Here is a 20,847-nt window from a genome sequence, read left to right as displayed (position 1 = left end):
CACTATCCTAGCAGATCCGCCCGATTCGTGTCAACCTGACCCGTTTCGGGCGATCCATCCGGATCGCGACCACCCCGTCTCCGGAGCAACCCTTCTAACTTACCGTGCCATTCACTCGTTGTCCAATCAACCGATTTTCCGGTGACAGCACAACGACCGAACGCCGAGGTTCGTTCAGGAGGGGATCGGCCCTGGGGCCCGTCCGCCGTCTCAGGCGTCCGGCTCGCTCCCGGGCACCTGGAAACCATAGGTCGCCCGCGAATCCCCGTCAAATCAACCGCTGCAGCCGAATCCGCAGGTCATCCCGGCTTTCGGGGCAGGCGGGCCGTCCTTCGCCACCAGAACGTTACCGTTCGGAACGGCAGAGCGCCCCGGCCGAAGCCGGGGCGCTCGCCGTACCGGACGATCGGAGCCCTGATCAGACGACCTCGACCGCGCCGAACGTCTTCCCGCGGCGCAGGACCAGGTAGCGGCCGTGCAGCAGGTCGTCGGCGGTCGGCACGTAGGACTCGTCGGTCACCTTGCCGTTGTTGAGGTAGGCCCCGCCTTCCTTGACGGCGCGGCGGGCCTCGGACTTCGACTTCACCAGACCGCTCTCCGCGAGCAGGTCGACGAACGATGCGCCCAGCGCCGGCACCTCCGCGCGCGGCACCTCCGCCAGCGCGGCCCCGAGCGTGTGCGCGGGCAGTTCGTCCAGCGCTCCCCTGCCGAACAGCGCCGCCGAGGCCGCGATCACCGCGGCGCACTCGTCCGCCCCGTGCAGCAGCGTGGTGAACTCCTCCGCCAGCGCGCGCTGCGCCTCGCGTGCCGCGGGGCGCTCGGCGGCGGCCTTCTCCAGCTCCTCGATCTCCTCCCGGGACCTGAAGCTGAAGATCTTGAGGAACTTCACCACGTCACGGTCGTCTGCGTTCAGCCAGAACTGGTAGAACGCGTACGCCGAGGTCATCTCGGGGTTGAGCCAGACGGCGCCACCGGCGGTCTTGCCGAACTTGGTGCCGTCCGCCTTGGTGATCAGCGGCACGGTCAGCGCGTGCACGTGCTCACCGGTCACCCGGCGGATGAGGTCGGTGCCCGCGGTGATGTTGCCCCACTGGTCGCTGCCTCCGATCTGCAGCGAGCACCGGTGCCGCCGGTGCAGCTCCAGGTAGTCGTTGGCCTGCAGGATCTGGTAGCTGAACTCCGTGTAGCTGAGCCCGTCCCCGCCCAGCCGGGCCGAGACCGACTCGCGGGCGAGCATGCGGTTGACCGGGAAGTGCTTGCCGACGTCGCGCAGGAAGGCGATCGCGGACATCCCCTCGGTCCAGTCGAGGTTGCTGACCATGAACCCGCGGGACTCGTCGGAGAGGTCCAGGAACTTCTCGACCTGGACCCGGATCCGTGCGACCCACTCGGCCACGACCTCGGAGGAGTTGAGCGAGCGTTCCGTGCTCCTGCCGCTCGGGTCGCCGATCAGGCCGGTCGCCCCGCCCACCAGGCCGATGGCGCGGTGGCCGGCCTTCTGCAGCCGGGCCAGGGTCAGCAGCGGGACCAGGTTGCCGACGTGGAGGGAGGGCGCGGTCGGGTCGAAGCCGCAATAGACCGTGATCGGACCCTCGGCCATCGCCGCACGCAGGGCGTCGATGTCGGTGGACTGCGCGATCAGGCCGCGCCAGGCGAGGTCATCCAGAATGTCGGTCACGATCCTTGCTTTCCAATGCTCTGAGGGTCATGTACGGCTTCGCCGTACAGCCTGCCCGATCGCGGCACCGTTTCGCCACTCGGAACCCGCCCCGACGGGGACGGACAGGCCCGGCGGCGCGATGGCCGGATCGACGTCGGCCCGCCGCCGCCCCGCGGGCCGCGGCTCCGGGCGCGACCGGCGGTCACGAGGTCCGGCGGCGCGGTACGTGCGCCCGGTACGGCGAGACCGTGGGATCTCCGTCGATCCAGAAACGCCACGGCGTCTCCTTGCCCGCCGCGACCCCGGTGCGCGGCCCCGACCTGATCAGGTCCGCCCGGGGAGGCTCCCCTTCCAGCACGGCCAGAGGCCCGGTCCGCGACCGGTCCGCCCCGGGGACCCCCGCCGGGCCGGACGGGCCGTTCCCTCCGGGTGCGCAGGCGTCGAGCCCGTTGTGCTCGCGGGTGAAGCCGAGCGCCACCGCCAGGCGTGCGGGCCCGCGGGCCAGGTCCCGCGCCGCGGGAAGACGTTCGGCGCGGCCCGTGCTCCTGCGTGCCCGGGCCGTCTCGATCCCGGCGACCACCTCCCCGGCCCGCAGCAGCACGCCCGAGCCGATCCCCTCGGGCAGGCAGACCAGGTTGGCGCAGAAGTGCATGCCGTACGTGAAGTAGACGTACACGTGCCCCGGCGGCCCGAACATCACCGCGTTGCGCGGCGTCAGCCCCCGGTAGGTGTGGGCCGCGGGATCCTGCCCCGGCAGGCCGTACGCCTCGACCTCGGTCAGCCGCAGCGCGACCGGTCCGTGCACGAGCACCCGCCCCAGCAGGTCGGGGGCGACCTCGTGCGCGGGCCGGTCGAAGAACGCGCGGTCCAGCGGCGGGGAGGTCAGCTTCCGCTCGCCCATGCGGCCTGGACGTCGACGGCCTCGCGCAGGGCGGCGAGCTGGTCGCGGACCCGGTCGGGAGCCGTGCCGCCGTGGGCCTTGCGGGCCGCCAGCGCGCCGGGCACCGAGAGCACCTCGCGCGAGTCGGGCGTGAAGTGCGGCGAGACCTTGGCCAGTTCCTCGTCGGTGAGCTCGCCGAAGTCCTTGTCGTTGACCTGGCACCAGACCACCAGGTGGCCGACCGCCTCGTGGGCCTCGCGGAACGCCACGCCCCTGCGGACCAGCAGCTCGGCCAGGTCGGTGGCCAGGGCGAACCCGTCGGGGGCCGAGGCCTCCAGCTTGGCCGTGTTGACCCGCATGGTGGAGACCAGTCCCGCCACCGCCGGCAGGACGAGCAGCAGGGTGTCGACGGAGTCGAACACCGGCTCCTTGTCCTCCTGCAGGTCGCGGTTGTAGGTCAGCGGCAGGCCCTTGAGCGTCGTGAGCAGCGACATGAGGTTGCCGATGAGGCGTCCGCTCTTGCCGCGGGCGAGCTCGGCGACGTCGGGGTTCTTCTTCTGCGGCATGATCGACGAGCCGGTGGAGTAGGCGTCGTCCATCTCGATCCAGCGGAACTCCTGCGAGGCCCACAGGACGATCTCCTCGCCCAGCCGCGACAGGTGCGTGCCGATCATCGCGGCGCAGAACAGGAACTCGGCGGCGAAGTCGCGGTCGGCGACGGCGTCCATCGAGTTCGGCGCGGCCGAGTCGAAGCCCAGCTCGGCCGCGACGGCCTGCGGATCCAGCGGCAGGGACGAGCCCGCCAGCGCACCGGAGCCGAGCGGGGAGACGGCGGCGCGCCGGTCCCAGTCGCGCAGCCGGTCGATGTCGCGGGCGAAGGCGTGCACGTGCGCCAGCAGCTGGTGGCCGAAGGAGACCGGCTGCGCGTGCTGCAGGTGCGTCATGCCGGGGGCCGCCGTCTCCGCGTGCTCCTCGGCCTGGTTCATCAGCGCGGTCTCCACCTCGACCAGCCGGGACACGATGGTCCTGACGTGGTCGCGCAGGTACAGCCGCAGGTCGGTGGCGACCTGGTCGTTCCTGGACCGGCCTGCGCGGAGCTTGCCGCCGAGTGTGCCCAGGCGCTCCAGCAGGCCGCGCTCCAGCGCGGTGTGCACGTCCTCGTCGGCCACGGTCGGCCGGAACTCACCCGACTTGCAGGCCTGCTCCAGGTCGTCCAGGGCGCCGATCATGCGTCCCAGCTCGTCCTCGGTGAGCAGCCCGGCGCGGTGCAGCACCCTGGCGTGCGCGCGCGAGGCCAGCAGGTCGTACGGCACCAGCCGCCAGTCGAAGTGCACGCTCACCGAGAGCCGGGTCAGCGCGTCGGCCGGTCCTCCCTCGAACCGGCCGCCCCACAGCCGCATCGGCTTGCCACCATCAGTCACCGTCGTTCTCCCTCCCAGTTCAATCCGCGACCCTAAAGGATGTCCGGCGGGTCCCGCGCCCAGGTTGGGCGCAGATCCGGGGGACATCCGTCATCCGTTCAGCCCAGCCTGGCGTCCCGGGCGGCGGCGATCTTGGAGGGCAGGCTCCACAGCTCGACGAAGCCCTTGGCCAGGGACTGGTCGAAGGTGTCGCCGGTGTCGTAGGTGGCGAGGTTGAAGTCGTACAGCGACGCCTCGGAGCGCCGGCCGGTGACGGTGGCCCGGCCGCCGTGCAGGGTCATCCGGATCTCGCCGGTGACGTGCTCCTGCGCCTCGGCGATGAAGACGTCGAGCGCCTTCTTCAGCGGGGAGAACCAGAGGCCGTCGTAGACGAGCTCGCCCCAGCGCTGATCCACCGAGCGCTTGAACCGGGCGAGGTCGCGCTCGACGGTGACGTTCTCCAGCTCCATGTGCGCGGTGATGAGCGCGATGGCGCCGGGCGCCTCGTAGATCTCGCGGGACTTGATGCCGACGAGCCGGTCCTCGACCATGTCGAGCCGGCCGACGCCCTGGGCGCCGGCGCGCCGGTTCAGCTCGGAGATGACCTGGAACGGGGTCAGGTGCCGCCCGTCCAGCGCCACCGGGACGCCCCTGACGAAGCTGATGACGACCTCGTCGGCCTCGCGCGGCTCGGCCGGGTCGGCGGTGTAGGAGTAGACGTCCTCGACGGGGCCGTTCCAGATGTCCTCCAGGAAGCCGGTCTCGACGGCGCGGCCCCAGATGTTCTGGTCGATCGAGTAGGGGTTCTTCTTGGTGGTCTCGATCGGGAGGTTCTTCTCCTCGGCGTAGGCGATGGCCTTGTCGCGGGTCCACGCGTAGTCGCGGGCCGGGGCGACGACCTTCAGCTCGGGGAAGAGCGCGGCCAGGCCGGCCTCGAAGCGGACCTGGTCGTTGCCCTTGCCGGTGCAGCCGTGCGAGACGTGCGTGCCGCCGAACTCCTTGGCCGCGGCGGCCAGGTGCTTGACGATCAGCGGCCGGGACAGCGCGGAGACCAGCGGGTAGCGGTCCATGTAGAGGGCGTTGGCCTGCAGGGCGGGCACGCAGAAGTCGGCGGCGAACTCCTCGCGGGCGTCGACCACGACGGACTCGACCGCACCGCAGTCGATGGCCCGCTTCCGGATGACCTCCATGTCCTCGCCGCCCTGGCCGACGTCGACGGCCACGGCGATGACCTCGGCACCGGTCTTCTCGGCGAGGAACGGGATGGCCACCGAGGTGTCGAGGCCCCCGGAGAAGGCCAGTACGACACGGTCAGTCATGATTCTTGCTCCAAAGGTCTTTCGTTCAGGTCTCGTGATACGGCTGGGGCGGGCCCGCCGGGCGCGGGCTGGCCGCGCCGGTCGGCGTGGCGCAGCAGCGCCTCGGCGACCGACGCACCGCCCGCCGGGTCCCGGGTGACGACGAGGATCGTGTCGTCCCCGGCCACGGTGCCGAGGATGGCCTCCCAGTCCGCGTGGTCGATGGCCGACGACAGGAACTGCGCGGCGCCCGGCGGAGTGCGGACGATCACCAGGTTGGCCGAGGCCTCGGCGGAGACGAGCAGTTCCTCGGTGAGCCGGCCGAGCCGGGCGGCCGGGGACTCCCCGGTGCCGAGCCTGGCCAGCGGGATGCGCCCGCCGCCCTCGCCCGGCAGGGCGTAGACCAGGGAGCCGTCCTCGGCGCGGAGCTTGAGCGCGCCGAGCTCGTCCAGGTCCCGGGAGAGGGTGGCCTGGGTGACCTCGACCCCGCTCTCGGCCAGGAGCTTGGCCAGCTCGGGCTGGGAGCGCACGGCCTGGCGCTGCAGCAGCTCGGCGATCCGCGCCTGGCGGGCCGCCTTGGTCATGGGGATCATCGCGAGGCCTCGGTGACCAGCCAGTGCAGCACGGCCTTCTGGGCGTGCAGGCGGTTCTCCGCCTCGTCCCAGACGAGGCTCTGCGGGCCGTCGATGACCTCGGCGGTGATCTCCAGCCCCCGGTAGGCGGGCAGGCAGTGCAGCACGATCGCGTCGTCCGCGGCGGCGTCCATGACGGCGGCGTTCACCTGGTACGGCATGAGCGCGGCGACGCGCTCGTCCTTGCCGTCCTGTCCCATGGAGACCCAGGTGTCGGTGGCGACCACCTGGGCTCCGCCGGCGGCGGCGAGCGGGTCGCCGAGCACCGAGACGCTGCCGCCGGTCTCCTCGGCGATCTCCGCGGCCCGGGCCAGGATCCCCCGGTCGGGCAGGTAGCCCTCGGGCGCGCAGATCCGCACGTGCATCCCGGCAGTGGCGCCGCCGAGCAGGTAGGAGTGGGCCATGTTGTTGGCGCCGTCGCCGTAGTAGACCAGGGTGAGCCCGGCGGTCCTGCCGAAGCGCTCGCGGACCGTCTGCAGGTCGGCGAGGATCTGGCAGGGGTGGTAGGAGTCGGTGAGGGCGTTGACCACGGGGACGGAGGAGGCGGAGGCCATGGCCTCGATCCTCTCCTGCCCCGACGTCCGCCACACGATGGCCGCGACCTGGCGCTCCAGCACCCGGGCGGTGTCCTCGACGGACTCGCCCCGGCCCATCTGGGAGGAGCCGGCGTCGATCACCAGCGGGAGGCCGCCGAGCTCGCCGATGCCGACGGCGAAGGAGATGCGGGTGCGGGTGGAGTTCTTGTCGAACAGGACGGCGACGGTCTGCGGCCCCTCGAAGGGCCGGTAGGCGAACCGGTCCTTCTTCATCGCGTCGGCCAGGTCGAGCACCTGCGCCTGCTCGGCGGGCGTCAGGTCGTCGTCCTTGAGGAAGTGTCTAGTCACGGGAGGCCTCGTCGAGGATCGCGGGGAGTGCGGCCGTGAACGCCGCGGCCTGCTCGGGGGTGATGACGAGCGGGGGCGCGAGCCGTACCGCGTCGGGCTGGAGGGCGTTGACCAGGAACCCGGCCCGCTGCGCGGCGGCCTGGACCCGGGCGGAGCGGTCGGCGGTGAGCACGAGGGCGAGCCAGAGGCCCCGGCCGCGCACGCCGGCGAGCAGCGGGTGCTCGACCATGGCGATGTCGCCCGCGAGCTGCGCGCCGACGGCGCGGACGTGCTCCAGCAGTCCGTCGCTCTCGATGGTGCCGAGTACGGCGAGCGCGGCGGCCGCCGCGACGGGGTTGCCGCCGAAGGTGGAGCCGTGGTCGCCCTTGGCGAAGATGGTTCCGGCCTCGCCGAAGCCGATGCAGGCGCCGATCGGCAGGCCGCCGCCCAGGCCCTTGGCCAGGGTCAGGATGTCGGGCAGCACGCCCTCGTGCTGGTGGGCGAACCAGTGGCCGGTCCTGCCGATGGCGGACTGGATCTCGTCGGCGACCAGCAGCGCCCCGGCCGCGGTGCAGATCTCCCTGGCGGCCCGGAAGTAGCCGTCCGGCGGGGGCACGACCCCGGCCTCGCCCTGGGTGGGCTCCAGGAAGACGGCGGCGCATTCGTCGGTGACGGCGTTCTTGAGCGCGTCGGCGTCGCCGTACGGGACGAACCGGACGTCGACCGGGAACGGGCCGAACTGGTCGCGGATCGAGGGCTTGCCGGTCAGCGAGAGCGCGCCCATGGTCCGGCCGTGGAAGGCGTTCTCCGCGGCGACGAAGTAGGTCCGGCCGGTGCTCTTGCCGTACTTCAGCGCCAGCTTGAAGGCGCACTCGTTGGCCTCGGTGCCGGAGTTGGCCAGGAAGACCCGGCCCTGCCCGCCGAGCAGGCCGATCAGCCGCTCGGCGAGCAGCACCTCGGGCTCGTGCAGGAACAGGTTGCTGGTGTGCGCGATCGTGGCGACCTGGCGGGAGACGGCCTCGACCAGGGCGGGATGGGCGTGGCCGAGGGAGCTGACCGCGATGCCGCCGATCAGGTCGAGGTACTCGGCGCCGTCGGCGTCCCAGACCGTGCAGCCCTCGCCGCGGGCCAGCGCCACCGGGGGCACGCCGTAGTTGGGCATGAAGGCGGCTTCGAACCGGTCGTGCAGGCTCACGTGTCGCTCCCGTTCAGCTTGATGGTGGCGGTCAGCCGGCGCTTGACCAGGTTCGGTACGGCGACCGCCGGGGCGGTGCCGGACGCGGTGTCGGGCAGCACCATCGTCCCGATGCCCTCGTCGGTGAAGATCTCCAGCAGCACGGAGTGCGGCACCCGGCCGTCGAGCACGTGGGCCTGGGGCACGCCGCCCCGGACCGCCGACAGGCACGCCTCCATCTTGGGCACCATGCCGCTGGACAGGGTCGGCAGGAGCCCGGCCAGCTCGCCGGCGGTGAGCCGGCTGATCACCTCGTCGCTCTCCGGCCAGTTGCGGTAGAGGCCCTCGACGTCGGTCAGGACGATCAGCTTGGAGGCCTGGAGCGCCACGGCGAGCGCGGCGGCGGCGGTGTCGGCGTTGACGTTGTAGACGGTGCCGTCCTCGCCGCGGGCGACGGAGGAGATGACCGGGATGCGCCCGTCGTCGAGCAGTGCCCGCACGGCCCCGGCCTCGACCCGGACGATCTCGCCGACCTGGCCGATGTCGACCCGCTCGCCGTCGACGACGGCGTGCTTGCGCTCGGCGGTGAACAGGTGGGCGTCCTCGCCGGACATGCCGATGGCGAGCGGGCCGTGCCGGTTGATCAGGCCGACCACGTCGCGGTTGACCTGGCCGACCAGGACCATCCTGACGACCTGCATGGCCTCGGGGGTGGTGACCCGCAGGCCGGCGGTGAAGGTGGACTCGATGCCGAGCCGGTCGAGCTGGGCGTTGATCTGCGGGCCGCCGCCGTGCACGATGACCGGCTTGAGCCCCGCGTAGCGCAGGAAGACGACGTCGTCGGCGAACTTCTCCCGCAGGTGCTCCTCGGTCATCGCGTTGCCGCCGTACTTGACGACGACGGTCGCGCCCTGGAAGCGGGCCAGCCAGGGCAGCGCCTCGATCAGCGTGGTGGCCTTGGCGAGGGCCGCGTCGCTCCTCATCGTGTTGACGCTCATGAGGAGTACGCCGAGTTCTCGTGGACGTAGGCCGCGGTGAGGTCGGTGGTGTGCACCGTGGCCGAGTGCGGTCCCGCCGACAGGTCGACGGTGATCGTCACGTTGCGGGGACGCAGGTCGACCTTGGAGCGGTCGTCCCCGGCGGCGCCGCCCCGGCAGATCCAGACACCGTTGATGGCGACGTTGAGCCGGTCGGGCTCGAAGACCGCGTCGGTGGTGCCCACCGCCGAGAGCACCCGGCCCCAGTTGGGGTCCTCGCCGTGGATGGCGCACTTGAGCAGGTTCGAGCGGGAGACCGTACGGCCGACCGTGACCGCGTCCTCCTCCGAGGCGGCGCCGACGACCTCGACCGCGATCGCCTTGGTCGCGCCCTCGGCGTCCACCAGCAGCTGGCGGGCCAGGTCAGCGCAGACCTCGGTGATCTTCTTCTCGAACTCGGCGAGGTCGGGGACGACGCCGGAGGCGCCGCTGGCCAGCAGCAGCACGGTGTCGTTGGTGGACATGCAGCCGTCGGAGTCGAGCCGGTCGAAGGTGACGCGGGTCGCCCTGCGGAGCACCGCGTCGAGCTGCTCGGCGGTCACGTCGGCGTCGGTGGTGATCACGCAGAGCATGGTGGCCAGGGCCGGGGCGAGCATGCCCGCGCCCTTGGCCATGCCGCCGACCATGTAGCCGCCCTCGCCCCGCTTGAAGGAGATCTTGGAGACGGTGTCGGTGGTGCGGATGGCGTCCGCGGCGGCCAGGCCTCCGTCCCGGCTGAGCTGCGCGGTCGCGACGTCCACCCCGGCGAGCAGGGCGTCGATCGGGAGCCGCTCGCCGATCAGGCCGGTGGAGCAGACCGCGATCTCGCCGGCCGAGTCGTCCAGCGCCGCCGCGGCCTTCTCCGCGGTGGCGTGGGTGTCCTGGAAGCCGAGCGGGCCGGTGCAGGCGTTGGCGCCGCCGGAGTTGAGGACGACCGCGCGGACCCGCCCTCCGGCCAGCACCTGCTGCGACCAGAGCACGGGGGCGGCCTTCACGCGGTTGGCGGTGAAGACGCCGGCCGCCGCGCGGGACGGGCCGTCGTTGACGACGAGGGCCAGGTCGCGGGCGTCGCCGGACTTGATGCCGGCGGCGATGCCCGCGGCCCGGAAGCCGAGGGGTGCGGTCACGCTCATGGGGCGACTCCGTTGAGAGGAAGGCCGAGCTCTTCGGGCAGGCCCAGCGCGAGGTTGGCGCTCTGCACCGCGCCTCCCGCCGTGCCCTTGGTGAGGTTGTCGATGGCGATGACGGCGACGACGCGTCCGGCGCGCTCGTCCAGGGCGACCTGGAGGGCGGCGGTGTTGGCGCCGAGGGTCATCGAGGTGGCGGGCCACTGCCCCTCGGGCAGCAGCCGCAGGAACGGCTCGTCCTTGACCGCGGTCTCGTAGGCCTCCCGCAGGGCCGCGGCGGTGACGCCGGGCCGGGCGGGGGCGGTGCAGGTGGCGAGGATCCCGCGGCTCATCGGGGCCAGCATCGGGGTGAAGGAGACCGTCACCGGCTCGCCCGCGACGGAGCCGAGGTTCTGCTCCATCTCCGGGGTGTGCCGGTGCACGCCGCCGACGCCGTAGGCGCTGACCGAGCCCATGACCTCGCTGCCCAGCAGGCTGGGCTTGAGCGCCTTGCCCGCCCCGCTGGTGCCGGTGGCGGCGACCACGACCACGTCGGGCGCGGCGAGACCGGCGGAGAAGGCGGGGAACATGGCCAGGGTGACGGCGGTGGGGTAGCAGCCGGGGACGGCGATCCTGCGGGCTCCGCGGAGCAGCTCGCGCCGGCCGGGCAGCTCGGGCAGGCCGTACGGCCAGGTGCCCGCGTGCGCGCCGCCGTAGAAGTGCGCCCAGGCGGCGGGGTCGGCCAGGCGGAAGTCGGCGCCGCAGTCGACGATCAGCGTGTCGTCGCCGAGCTGCCCGGCGATGGCGGCGGACTGGCCGTGCGGGAGGGCGAGGAAGACGACGTCATGGCCGCCGAGGGTGTCGGCGGTGGTGTCGAGCAGGACGCGGTCGGCCAGCGGGGCCAGGTGGGGCTGGTGCGTGCCGAGGGCGGTGCCCGCGTTGGATCCGGCGGTCAGCGCGCCGATCTCGATCCCGGGGTGGGAGAGCAGCAGGCGGAGCAGCTCGCCTCCGGCATAGCCACTGGCACCGGCGATCGCCGCTCTCATCCGCTCCCCCATTCCTTGCATGCTTATGCATGAGCTCTCATATGTTTGCTAGAGAGAGTATGCATCCTATGGGATTTTCATGCAAGACGATGCTCAGGTGATGAGACGGCTTTGCGCATCACGGAGGATGACAGGAGACGGCCGTGCGGATAGCACTGATGCATGGGCATGCGAGGTGAATGTTTCGTGATATTTCAGCCCTGTTGCGCGTACCTACCGGTCGGTATCGTGACGGTTTCCGGTCCCTCTGCACCCGGGGAGTACAACGTATGACTGTCACCCACGAACAGGTCCAGGCCCAGCTCACCGGTCCCGGGCAGCTTTTCGAGATGGAGGAGGTCCCCGGCCCCGGCGGCGCGGTCAGGACCTGGAAGCACGCCCCCGGCCATTTCCGGGCCCTCCTGGAGATGAGCCGGTTCCACGGTGACAAGGTCTTCCTCACCTACGAGGACGAGCACATCACCTACGAGGAGCACTTCCGGCGGGCGGCCACGCTGGCACGGCGCCTCGTCGAGGAGTACGGCGTCGCCAAGGGCGACCGGGTCGCCATCGCCATGCGCAACTACCCCGAGTGGGTGGTCTCCTTCTCCGCCGCGCTGGCCGCCGGGGCGGTCGCCGTACCGCTCAACGCCTGGTGGACCAGGCCCGAGCTGGAGTTCGGCCTGTCGGACTCGGGGTCCAAGGTGCTCATCGCCGACGGCGAGCGGGCCGCCCTGCTCGCCGGCGCGGGCCCGGCCCTGATCGTGACGCGCGGCGAGGTCCCCGAGGGCGCCCGCTCCTTCCAGGACGTGCTCGGCGAGGTCGCGGCGGACGTCACGCTGCCGGAGGTCGAACTCTCCCCCGAGGACCCGGCCACCATCTTCTACACCTCCGGCACCACCGGCGTGCCCAAGGGCGCGCTCGGCAGCCACCGCAACCTCGGCCAGTCCCCCATGACCGTGGCCTACAGCCTGCTGCGCGCCGTCGTCCGGGCGGGCAGGGACGCGGGCGAGTCGGCCGGGCAGCGCCGCGTCACCCTGCTCACCGTGCCGCTGTTCCACGTCACCGGCTGCTTCGCCGTGATGACCACCACGATGTTCACCGGCGGCGGCCTGGTGCTGATGTACAAGTGGGACCCCGGCAAGGCCCTGGAGCTGATCGAGCGCGAGAAGATCACCGGCATCAGCGGCGTGCCCACCAACGTCTGGCAGCTGCTCTCCCACCCGGACCTGGAGAAATACGACATCTCCAGCCTCAACGCCCTGGGGTACGGCGGCGCCCCCGCCCCGCCCAAGCTCCTGGAGCGCATCGGGGAGAAGCTGCCGAGCCGGGCGCCGACCAACGGCTACGGCATGACCGAGACCACCGCGCTGGCGATCAACAACGCCGGCGCCGACTACGCGGCCAAGCCCGACAGCATCGGCCTGCCGGTCGCCGTCGTGGACGTCAAGATCGCCGACCCGCTCGGCGAGGAGCTGCCCGTCGGCGAGGTCGGCGAGCTGTGCATGCGCGGCCCCAACGTGATCATGGGGTACTGGAACCGCCCCGAGGCCACCGCCGAGACCTTCGTCGGCGGCTGGCTGCACACCGGGGACCTGGCCAGGATCGACGAGGACGGCTTCGTCTACATCGTGGACCGGGCCAAGGACATGGTCATCCGCGGCGGGGAGAACGTCTACTGCGCCGAGGTCGAGGCCGCCCTCTTCGAGCACCCGGCGGTCGACGACGCCGCGGTGATCGGCATCCCCCACGACGAGCTGGGCGAGGAGGTCGGCGCGGTGGTGCGGCTGAAGTCCCCCGTCGCCCCCGAGGAGCTGCAGGAGTTCCTGCGCGGGCGGATCGCGTCGTTCAAGGTCCCGGTCAGGTTCTGGATCCGCGAGGCCGAACTGCCCCGCAACCCCGGCGGCAAGATCCTCAAGACCCACCTCCGCAAGGAGGTCCTCGGCTCCTGACGCGGGGAGCCCCCCGCGAGCCCGGCCGGGAGCAGGGGAGCCGCCCGGGCTCCCCTGCTCCCGGCCCCCTCCGCCGCCCGGGACGACCCGCCCGCCGGAGCCATCCGGCCCGAGGCGGGAAAACGATTTGCCGTGGAACGCCTCGGCACGGAAACTAGCTGTTCGTGCCCGAAAATCCTGATCGCTCGCTCAGAGTCCTGCTCCGCCGCATGCGGATGGACCTGAGCCCGCTGCGCGACTCACGCGACTTCCGGCTGCTGTTCGGCTCGGGCATGATCGGGATGTTCGGCACGTTCCTCACCCTGATCGCGGTCCCGCTGCAGATGAAGCAGCTCACCGACTCGCCGCTGGCGGTGGGCCTGGTCAGCGCGGCCGAGTTCGTGCCCATGGTGGTCTGCGGCCTGTGGGGCGGGGCCATCGCCGACGCGATGGACCGCCGGAAGATCATCCTGTACACCGAGGTCGGCCTCTGCCTCACCGTCGCGATCCTGCTGGTCAACGCACTGCTGCCGGACCCCCAGGTCTGGGTCCTCTACGTCGTCGGCGCGATGTCGGCCGGCTTCGGCAGCCTGCAGCGCCCCAGCCTCGAATCGCTGATGCCCCGTGTCGTCCGGCACGACCAGCTCGCCGCGGCCGCCGCGCTCAGCGCCTTCCGCTGGAACGTCGGCGCCATCGTCGCCCCCGGCCTCAGCGGCCTGATCGCCGCCGCGTACGGCGTCGCCGCCGCCTACGCGATCAACGTGGCCACCTTCCTGGTCTCGCTGGTGCTGCTCTGGCTGGTGAAGGCACCGCCGCAGGCCGAGGACGCGCCCCCCGCCTCGATCAGGTCGATGGCCGAGGGCGTGCGCTACGCCGTGGGCCGCCCCGACCTGATGGGCACCTACCTGGTGGACGTCGCGGCGATGGTCTTCGCCTTCTCCACCGCGCTCTACCCGTTCCTCGCCGACCAGGTCGGCAGCCCCGAGTCGCTGGGCCTGTTCTACTCCGCCGCCGCCGTCGGCTCGCTGATCGCCTCGGTCACCTCCGGCTGGACGAACCACGTCCACCGTCACGGCATGGGAGTGATCATCGCCGCCCTCGTGTGGGGCCTGGCGGTGGCGCTGGCCGCCGTCATGCCGAACATGTGGGGCATCCTCGCCTTCTTCGCCCTGGCCGGGGCCGCCGACATGATCAGCGGCGTCTTCCGGGCCACCATCTGGAACCAGACCATCCCCGACTCCTACCGCGGCCGCCTGGCCGGGATCGAGCTGCTCTCCTACACCAGCGGCCCGATGCTCGGCAACGCCCGGGCGGGCCTGATGGACCACCTGGGCGGGACCCGCTTCTCCCTCGGCGCGGGCGGCATGCTCTGCGTCGGGGCCGTCGTCGCCCTGGCCGGGCTCCTGCCGAAGTTCCGCGACTACGACGCCCGCACCGACGAGCACGCCGTCCGCGAACGCGCCCGCCGCGAGGAACTCGCCACTCAGGCCCCGGGCCCCACAGCATCCGCTCCGTGATGGCCCCGGGACCCTGAGTGCCTGTTGGTACGCTGGCCCATATGACGGCCGAAGCCCGGAGATGACACATCCCTCGCTGCCCGACTGGGTGTTCCCTCCGCCCGGCGGCCATTCGGCGGAGGACCTCGATCACATTCCGGGTTTGCCTGCGCACACAGAGTTGATCGATGGAAGCTTGGTGTTCGCGAGTCCCCAGGCCTCCTTTCACACCCGGGCGTTGGACCTCCTGCTCTACGGCCTGCGCCGAACCCTTCCGGGCCATCTCCGGGTGCGCCGGGAGATGAGTGTCGTCACGGGACCGAGCCAGCGGCCGGAGCCGGACCTGAGCGTCATCCGGGCCTCCGCCGAGCAGGATCCGGGACGGACCTTCTACCGGGCCGGGGACGTCCTTCTGGTGGTCGAGGTGGTCTCGCCCGAGTCCAGGGAACGTGACCGCAAGCGCAAGCCGTCACTCTACGCCGAGGCCGGGATCCCGCATTTCTGGATCGTGGAGAACGACTCGGGGCGCCCCGTCGTGCACGCCTACCAGCTCGACGAGGTCACCCACTCCTACGTGATCATCGGTATCCACCACGAGATCCTTAAGACCTCCGTCCCCTTCGACGTCGGCATCGACCTGACGGAGATCGACCTGCTCTGAGACCGGCCCGGCATCGCTCTCAGTCCGTCTCGCGCCAGCCTTCGTACCGCTCGGCCAGCCCGTCCATCCAGGCCTGGTCGTCCGGCTCCAGGATGTCGCCGGGGTCCTCGACGACCACGACCCACTGGGCGTCCTCGGCGTCGTCCTCCCCCGCCAGGGTCTCCCGCACCACGACGGGCCTGTCCAGCGCGGGAAACTCCTCGGCCACCGCCTCCGCGACCTCCTCGGCCGCGTCGCGGTCGGCGAACACCAGCAGGTGCCTCATCTCTTCCTTCCCTGACGGTCCCGCTGAGGGGACGCGTGGCGGCGGAAAATCCGTCGCCGGGGCGTGCGGCCGCGGATACGGCCGCCGGATGCCCGACGCGATCTTCTCCCACCCCCGTCTCGCACGCATCCACAACGCCTTCGGCGGAGACCGCGACGACCTGACAGCCTATCTCCGCATCGCCGACGAACTGGGCGCGGACCGCGTGCTCGGCGTCGGCTGCGGGACGGGCAGCCCGGCCGCCCACGGCTACCGGGTGCTGGACGTCCGGCAGGCCCCCGATCGTCCGGGCCGCGAGTTCGTGTTCGTCGCCGAGCGCACGACCTGACATCGAGGTTCTCCTGACGCCGCCCTGACGGATGCCTCCGGTCCAGGGAGGGATTCTCCCCGGATTCATTGACAGCATGCTGTCGTCATGACAATATATTGCCATGAAAACGATCTATCACGCGGTATACGAGACCATGGCGGACTGGGAGACCGGGCACGCCACCGCCCACATCAGGAACGGCCAGTTCCACCGGGAGCCCGGCCGCTACCGGCTCGTCACCGTCGGCCTCACCACCGGACCGGTCACCACCATGGGCGGCCTGCGCGTCACCCCCGACGTCTCGATCGACTCGATCGAGGACGCGGCGATGCTGATCCTGCCCGGCGCCGCGCTCTGGGACGAAGGCGACGAGCTCGCCCCCTTCGCCCGCAAGGCCCGTGAGCTGCTGGAAGCGGGCGTGCCGGTCGCGGCCATCTGCGGCGCGACCGCCGGACTGGCCCGGGAGGGGGTCCTCGACGCCCGCGACCACACCAGCGCCGCGCTGCCGTACCTGCAGATGCAGCCGGGGTACGGCGGCGCGGAGCACTACGTCGACGCGCTCGCCGTGACCGGCGGGGACCTCGTCACGGGCACGCCCACCGCACCGGCCGACTTCGCCCGCGAGGTCTTCGCCAAGCTGGAGCTGTACACCCCCGAGGTGCTGGAGGCCTGGTACCGGCTGTTCGCGCACAACGACGCCTCGGCCTTCGAGAAGCTGATGGCGGAATCGGGCGCATGAGCAGGACGGGAGACCTGCTCTCGGAGGCCGCGCTCACCGTCTACCGCCTCAACGGGCAGTTCCTCGGCGCCGGCGACGCGCTCGCCAGGCCGGTGGGGATGACCGTCGCCTGGTGGCAGGTGCTGAGCGCGGTCCTCGACGAGCCCATGCCCGTGGCCGGCATCGCCCGGCTGCGCGGGCTGACCAGGCAGGGCGTGCAGCGGGTCGCCGATCTGCTGGTGGAGCAGGGCCTGGCCGAGTACGAGCCGAATCCCGCCCATCGCAGGGCCAAGCTGCTGCGGCCCACCGCCAAGGGCCTGGACGCGATCGAGCGGATCGGCCCCGACCTGGAGGCGCTGGCGAACCGGGTGGTGGACGAGCTCGGTCCGGACGGCCTGGAACGGGTCATCGGGGCGCTCACGCAGCTCTCCGCCGCCCTCGACCGGGTCACCCGCCGGTGAGCCGTGGGGGGGGCCCGCGGATCATCTCATGGACCACGTGGCTCTCCGGGCGGCCGGGGAGGTCCCCGCACAGCCGCCGGGCCGTCCGCCCGGAGCCTCCCTCCGGCCGGCCTCCCCTGGGCGCGGCCGCACGGCTGCGGGTTGCGGTCACTCACACGGCACGAGACGGGGACACCACGACGGTGGTCGCGGGTGTCCCCGTCTCGTGCCGGGGCTCTCGGGGAGAGCGTGCGGTCAGGCGCCGCGGAGCCGGGCTCCGGTGCGCTCACCGGCCAGGGCCACCGCCGCGTCGCGGGCCGCGGTGGTCTCCTCCACGGTCAGCGTGCGGTCCGCCGCCCGGAAGCGCAGCGTGTAGGCCAGGGACTTGTTGCCCTCGCCGGCCTGCGCTCCGGTGTAGACGTCGAACAGCCGGATCGACTCCAGCAGCTCGCCCGCGCCCTCGCGCAGCGCCACCTCGACCTCGGCCACCGGGACGGCCGCGCCGACGATCAGCGCGACGTCCTGGGTGGCGACCGGGTAGGCGGAGACCGCGGGAGCCTGCGCCGGGCCGGGCAGCACGGCCTCCAGCCGGGTCAGCTCCAGCTCCATCGCGCAGGTGCGCGGCGGCAGGCCGTACGCCTCGGCGACCCGGGGGTGCAGCTCGCCGGCGTGGCCGACGAGCGTCTCCCCGGCGTACAGCGCGGCGCAGCGGCCCGGGTGCCAGGGCTCGTGCCGGTCGGCGCGGACCTGCAGGGAGACCCCCGCCTCGCGGGCCACCGTACGGGCCGCCTCGACGGCGTCCGCCCAGGTGGCCGCCTGGCCCTTGCCCCACCAGCCGGAGCGCTGCAGCTCCCCGGCCAGCACGACCGCGACCCGCATGGGCTGGGCGGGCAGCGCGTTCTCGATCGAGGCCAGCTCGTCGGCGGCGGGCCGGCGCTCCACGCCGAGCACCGGGGCCTTGGCCGGCGCGTCCGCGGACGGCCGGTAGACCAGCCCCGCCTCGAACAGCGCCACGTCGCCGAAGCCGCGGCCCACGTTGCGGACCAGGGTCTTCAGCAGGCCGGGCAGGAGCGTGGTCCGCATCAGCGGCTCGTCCTCGCTGAGCGGATTGGCCAGCCGTACGGCGCGGCGGCGCGCGTCGTCCGCGGGCAGCTGCAGGTTGTCGAAGTCGCGCTCCCCGACGAACGGGTAGGCGAGGGTCTCGACGTAGCCCGCGGCGGCCAGCGCCCGGCCGACCCGGCGGCGCAGCCGCTGGCCCTCGGTGAGGCCGGCCCCGGCCGGGGCGGCCGGCAGGATCGAGGGCAGGTTCTCGTAGCCCTCGAGCCGGATGACCTCCTCGGCGAGGTCGTTCGGGTCGGTCAGGTCGGGCCGCCAGGAGGGCGGGGTGACCGTCAGCATGTCGTCGCCGGTGACCGCGAGCCTGGCCGCGAGCCCTCCGGCCGGAGCGACGGCGCCCTCGGTGACCGTGCAGCCGACCTGCTCCAGGCGGCGGACCACGGTCCGGCGGTCGTAGGTCATCCCGGCGACCGCGCCGGGGTGGCCGCTCGGCATGGAGACGCGGACCGGCTCGACCTCGATCGCGGCGTGGGTCACGCCCGGCTGGATCGTGCCGCCGCCCAGCTCGGCCAGGAGCTGGACCGCGCGCCAGGACGCGTACAGCGGCAGTTCCCGGTCCACTCCCCGCTCGAAGCGCTTGGACGCCTCGCTGACCAGGTTGTGGCGTCGGGACATGCGCGCGATGCCGCTGGCGGAGAAGTGCGCGGCCTCGATGACGATGTCGGTGGACTCGCCGGAGATCTCGGTGTGCAGACCGCCCATGGTCCCGGCCATCGAGATCGCACCGGAGCCGTCGGTGATCAGGACGTCCTCGGGGTTGAGGGCGCGCACGACGTGGTCGAGCGTCTCCAGCTTCTCCCCCGGCTGCGCCCGGCGCACCACGATCTCACCGGTGAGCCTGGTCGCGTCGAAGGCGTGCAGCGGCTGGCCGAGCTCCAGCATCACGTAGTTGGTGACGTCGACGGCCAGCGAGACGGGGCGCATGCCGGCCCTGGTCAGCCTGGCCCGCAGCCAGAACGGGCTGGGCGCGTGCGGGTCGAAGCCGTGGATCTCGCGCAGCACGAAGCGGTCGCACGCCGTCGGGTCGGCGATCGAGGCCGGGTAGGAGGGACCGGACTCGATCGGCGGTGAGACGTCGGCCGGGTCGCGGAAGGCGACCCCGAAGGCGGTGGCGGCCTCGCGGGCCACGCCCCGGATGGACAGGGCGTAGCCGATGTCCGGCGTGATCTCCAGCTCGATGACGTCCTCGCGCAGGCCGAGCAGCTCGACCACGTCGGCGCCGATCGGCGTGCCCTCGGGCAGCACCATGATGCCGGAGTGGTCGTCGCCGAGGCCCAGCTCGCGCTCGGAGCAGATCATGCCCTCCGACAGCCGCCCATACGTCTTGCGCGCGCCGACCTCGAACCCGCCGGGCAGCACGCCGCCGGGCAGCACGACCGGGACCCGGTCGCCGGCGGTGAAGTTGGTCGCGCCGCAGACGATCTGGCGCGGGGCGGCCTCGCCGACCTCGACCTGGCAGTGCCGGATGGGCTTCTTGAAGCCCTCCAGCTCCTCGACGGAGAGCACCTCGCCGACGACGACGTTCTTCACGTCGTGGCCGTAGGAGGTGACGGCCTCCAGTTTGAGCCCGGCCGCGGTCAGCTTCTCGGCGACCTCGTGGGCGGTGACGGCGGGGAGATCGACGTACTCCCGCAGCCATGAGAGCGGGACCCTCATCAGACCTCCATCCCGAACGGGAGCGTGAAGCGCACGTCTCCCTCGACCATGTCGCGCATGTCCTCGGCGTTGTGGCGGAACATCAGCGTCCGCTCGATGCCCATGCCGAAGGCGAACCCGGAGTACCGGGACGGGTCGACGCCGCAGGCGACGAGCACGCGCGGGTTGACCATGCCGCAGCCTCCCCACTCGATCCAGCCCTCGGACTTGCAGGTACGGCACGGCGGGTTGCCGGGCACCGCCGAGGCGCCGCGGCAGACGAAGCACTTGAGGTCCATCTCGGCCGACGGCTCGGTGAACGGGAAGTAGTTCGGCCGGAACCGGGTGGTGATGCCCTCGCCGAACATGACCTCGGCGAAGCGGTCCAGGGTGCCCTTGAGGTGCGCCATCGTCAGGCCCTCGTCGACGGCGAGCCCCTCGACCTGGTGGAAGACCGGGGTGTGGGTGGCGTCGAGCTCGTCGGTGCGGAACACCTTGCCGGGTGAGATCACGTAGACCGGGAGCTCCCGGCTGAGCAGGGCCCGGATCTGCACCGGCGAGGTCTGGGTGCGCAGCACCTTGCCGGAGTCGACGGACTCGACGAAGAAGGTGTCGTGCTCGGAGCGGGCGGGGTGGTCGGGCGAGATGTTCAGCGCGTCGAAGTTGAACCACTCGCCTTCCAGCTCGGGCCCCTCGGCCACCTCGTAGCCCATCGCGACGAACACGTCGGCGATGCGCTCCTGCAGCGTGGTCAGCGGGTGCCGGGCGCCGCGCGGGGCGCGGTCCCACGGGAGGGTGACGTCGACGGTCTCCTCGACGAGGACCCGCTCGTCCCGTTCGGCCTCCAGCTGGGTCTGGCGCTCGGCGAGGGCGTCGGCGACGGCCTTGCGGGCGCCGCCGATGCGCTTGCCCGCCTCGGCGCGGGCCGCCGGGGGCAGCGCGCCGATCTCGCGGTTGGCGAGCGCGATCGGCGAGCGGTCACCGGCGTGCGCGAGCCGTACCTGCTTGAGTTCGTCGAGGTCGCGCGCTGCTTTGATGGCGTCGAGGGCGTCGGCCTGCATGCGCGCCATCTCGTCGGCGTGCAGCGGTGTCACCTCGACCGGGTCGTAGTTAGACAAGAGAGAGCTCCGAATCCAGGGCCTAAGCGGCCACGAGTCTATCGCTGAGCTGTGCCGGGCATGGCGGGCCGTGCGGCCCCTCCGCGGTCCCCGGGAAGATCCT

19 protein-coding genes are annotated in these 20,847 nt (G+C 72.1%); 6 read left to right on the top strand and 13 right to left on the bottom strand.

Going from position 1 to position 20,847, the window contains the following annotated elements; translation table 11 throughout:
* Positions 1–418: 418 nt before the first annotated feature.
* The 10 genes from tyrS to argC all read right to left on the bottom strand — a co-directional run bounded on the left by tyrS (position 419) and on the right by argC (position 11,075).
* Positions 419–1,678: a tyrosine--tRNA ligase gene (tyrS, locus tag FHS22_RS29080; RefSeq protein WP_184946843.1), complete on the bottom strand. Its 1,260-nt coding sequence runs from the start codon at positions 1,676–1,678 to the stop codon at positions 419–421.
* Between the two features lie 184 nt (positions 1,679–1,862).
* The gene (locus tag FHS22_RS29075; RefSeq protein ID WP_184946841.1) at positions 1,863–2,561 is read right to left on the bottom strand and encodes a DNA-3-methyladenine glycosylase; all 699 of its coding nucleotides are present in this window, start codon (positions 2,559–2,561) and stop codon (positions 1,863–1,865) included.
* A complete protein-coding gene (gene argH / locus FHS22_RS29070; RefSeq protein WP_184946870.1) occupies positions 2,543–3,940 on the bottom strand; it encodes an argininosuccinate lyase in 1,398 nt (465 codons plus the stop codon). Before argH ends, FHS22_RS29075 begins: the two co-directional genes overlap by 19 nt.
* Positions 3,941–4,059: 119 nt before the next feature.
* Entirely contained in the window at positions 4,060–5,259 is a 1,200-nt protein-coding gene (locus FHS22_RS29065) for an argininosuccinate synthase (RefSeq protein WP_184946839.1), read from the bottom strand.
* Positions 5,256–5,831 (bottom strand): arginine repressor, encoded by a 576-nt coding sequence (locus tag FHS22_RS29060; RefSeq protein WP_260408392.1) that lies wholly within the window; start codon positions 5,829–5,831, stop codon positions 5,256–5,258. The genes FHS22_RS29065 and FHS22_RS29060 overlap by 4 nt, the downstream gene beginning before the upstream one ends.
* Positions 5,828–6,754: an ornithine carbamoyltransferase gene (gene argF / locus FHS22_RS29055; RefSeq protein WP_184946837.1), complete on the bottom strand. Its 927-nt coding sequence runs from the start codon at positions 6,752–6,754 to the stop codon at positions 5,828–5,830. Before argF ends, FHS22_RS29060 begins: the two co-directional genes overlap by 4 nt.
* Complete coding sequence (locus FHS22_RS29050) at positions 6,747–7,895, bottom strand: acetylornithine transaminase (RefSeq protein ID WP_221474260.1); 1,149 nt, start codon at positions 7,893–7,895, stop codon at positions 6,747–6,749. The genes argF and FHS22_RS29050 overlap by 8 nt, the downstream gene beginning before the upstream one ends.
* A gap of 29 nt (positions 7,896–7,924) precedes the next feature.
* Positions 7,925–8,890 (bottom strand): acetylglutamate kinase, encoded by a 966-nt coding sequence (gene argB, locus FHS22_RS29045; RefSeq protein ID WP_377297206.1) that lies wholly within the window; start codon positions 8,888–8,890, stop codon positions 7,925–7,927.
* A gap of 11 nt (positions 8,891–8,901) precedes the next feature.
* Positions 8,902–10,056, bottom strand: a complete 1,155-nt coding sequence (gene argJ / locus FHS22_RS29040; RefSeq protein WP_184946831.1) for a bifunctional glutamate N-acetyltransferase/amino-acid acetyltransferase ArgJ — start codon at positions 10,054–10,056, stop codon at positions 8,902–8,904.
* Positions 10,053–11,075, bottom strand: coding sequence for an N-acetyl-gamma-glutamyl-phosphate reductase (argC, locus tag FHS22_RS29035; protein ID WP_184946829.1), 1,023 nt, complete (start codon positions 11,073–11,075; stop codon positions 10,053–10,055). The genes argJ and argC overlap by 4 nt, the downstream gene beginning before the upstream one ends.
* 269 nt (positions 11,076–11,344) lie before the next feature.
* Here argC and FHS22_RS29030 point away from each other — a divergent pair, with 269 nt between their 5' ends.
* From FHS22_RS29030 to FHS22_RS29020, 3 genes are all read left to right on the top strand, one after another.
* Positions 11,345–13,006, top strand: a complete 1,662-nt coding sequence (locus tag FHS22_RS29030) for a class I adenylate-forming enzyme family protein (protein WP_184946827.1) — start codon at positions 11,345–11,347, stop codon at positions 13,004–13,006.
* A gap of 209 nt (positions 13,007–13,215) precedes the next feature.
* The gene (locus tag FHS22_RS29025; protein ID WP_260408391.1) at positions 13,216–14,502 is read left to right on the top strand and encodes an MFS transporter; all 1,287 of its coding nucleotides are present in this window, start codon (positions 13,216–13,218) and stop codon (positions 14,500–14,502) included.
* A gap of 61 nt (positions 14,503–14,563) precedes the next feature.
* Entirely contained in the window at positions 14,564–15,142 is a 579-nt protein-coding gene (locus FHS22_RS29020) for a Uma2 family endonuclease (protein ID WP_184946825.1), read from the top strand.
* Positions 15,143–15,161: 19 nt separating this feature from the next.
* On the opposite strand, the gene FHS22_RS29015 is transcribed toward FHS22_RS29020, so the two are convergent.
* Entirely contained in the window at positions 15,162–15,407 is a 246-nt protein-coding gene (locus FHS22_RS29015) for a hypothetical protein (RefSeq protein WP_184946823.1), read from the bottom strand.
* A gap of 88 nt (positions 15,408–15,495) precedes the next feature.
* Between FHS22_RS29015 and FHS22_RS37480 the strand changes: the two genes are divergently transcribed.
* From FHS22_RS37480 to FHS22_RS29000, 3 genes are all read left to right on the top strand, one after another.
* Entirely contained in the window at positions 15,496–15,735 is a 240-nt protein-coding gene (locus FHS22_RS37480; RefSeq protein WP_221474239.1) for a hypothetical protein, read from the top strand.
* Positions 15,736–15,838: 103 nt separating this feature from the next.
* The gene (locus tag FHS22_RS29005) at positions 15,839–16,456 is read left to right on the top strand and encodes a DJ-1/PfpI family protein (RefSeq protein ID WP_184946821.1); all 618 of its coding nucleotides are present in this window, start codon (positions 15,839–15,841) and stop codon (positions 16,454–16,456) included.
* Complete coding sequence (locus FHS22_RS29000; protein ID WP_184946819.1) at positions 16,453–16,896, top strand: MarR family winged helix-turn-helix transcriptional regulator; 444 nt, start codon at positions 16,453–16,455, stop codon at positions 16,894–16,896. Before FHS22_RS29005 ends, FHS22_RS29000 begins: the two co-directional genes overlap by 4 nt.
* Before the next feature lie 234 nt (positions 16,897–17,130).
* On the opposite strand, the gene pheT is transcribed toward FHS22_RS29000, so the two are convergent.
* On the bottom strand, positions 17,131–19,647 hold the full coding sequence (pheT, locus tag FHS22_RS28995) for a phenylalanine--tRNA ligase subunit beta (protein ID WP_184946817.1): 2,517 nt from the start codon (positions 19,645–19,647) through the stop codon (positions 17,131–17,133).
* The gene (gene pheS, locus FHS22_RS28990) at positions 19,647–20,696 is read right to left on the bottom strand and encodes a phenylalanine--tRNA ligase subunit alpha (protein WP_184946866.1); all 1,050 of its coding nucleotides are present in this window, start codon (positions 20,694–20,696) and stop codon (positions 19,647–19,649) included. Before pheS ends, pheT begins: the two co-directional genes overlap by 1 nt.
* Positions 20,697–20,847: the final 151 nt, after the last annotated feature.

Source organism: Thiemannella venezuelensis, assembly GCF_014203605.1.
In the GTDB taxonomy this organism is placed as follows: Bacteria; Actinomycetota; Actinomycetes; order Streptosporangiales; family Streptosporangiaceae; genus Planomonospora_A; species Planomonospora_A venezuelensis.
Note: the sequence above shows the minus strand (reverse complement) of the source record. Positions and strands in the feature narration are given on the sequence as shown.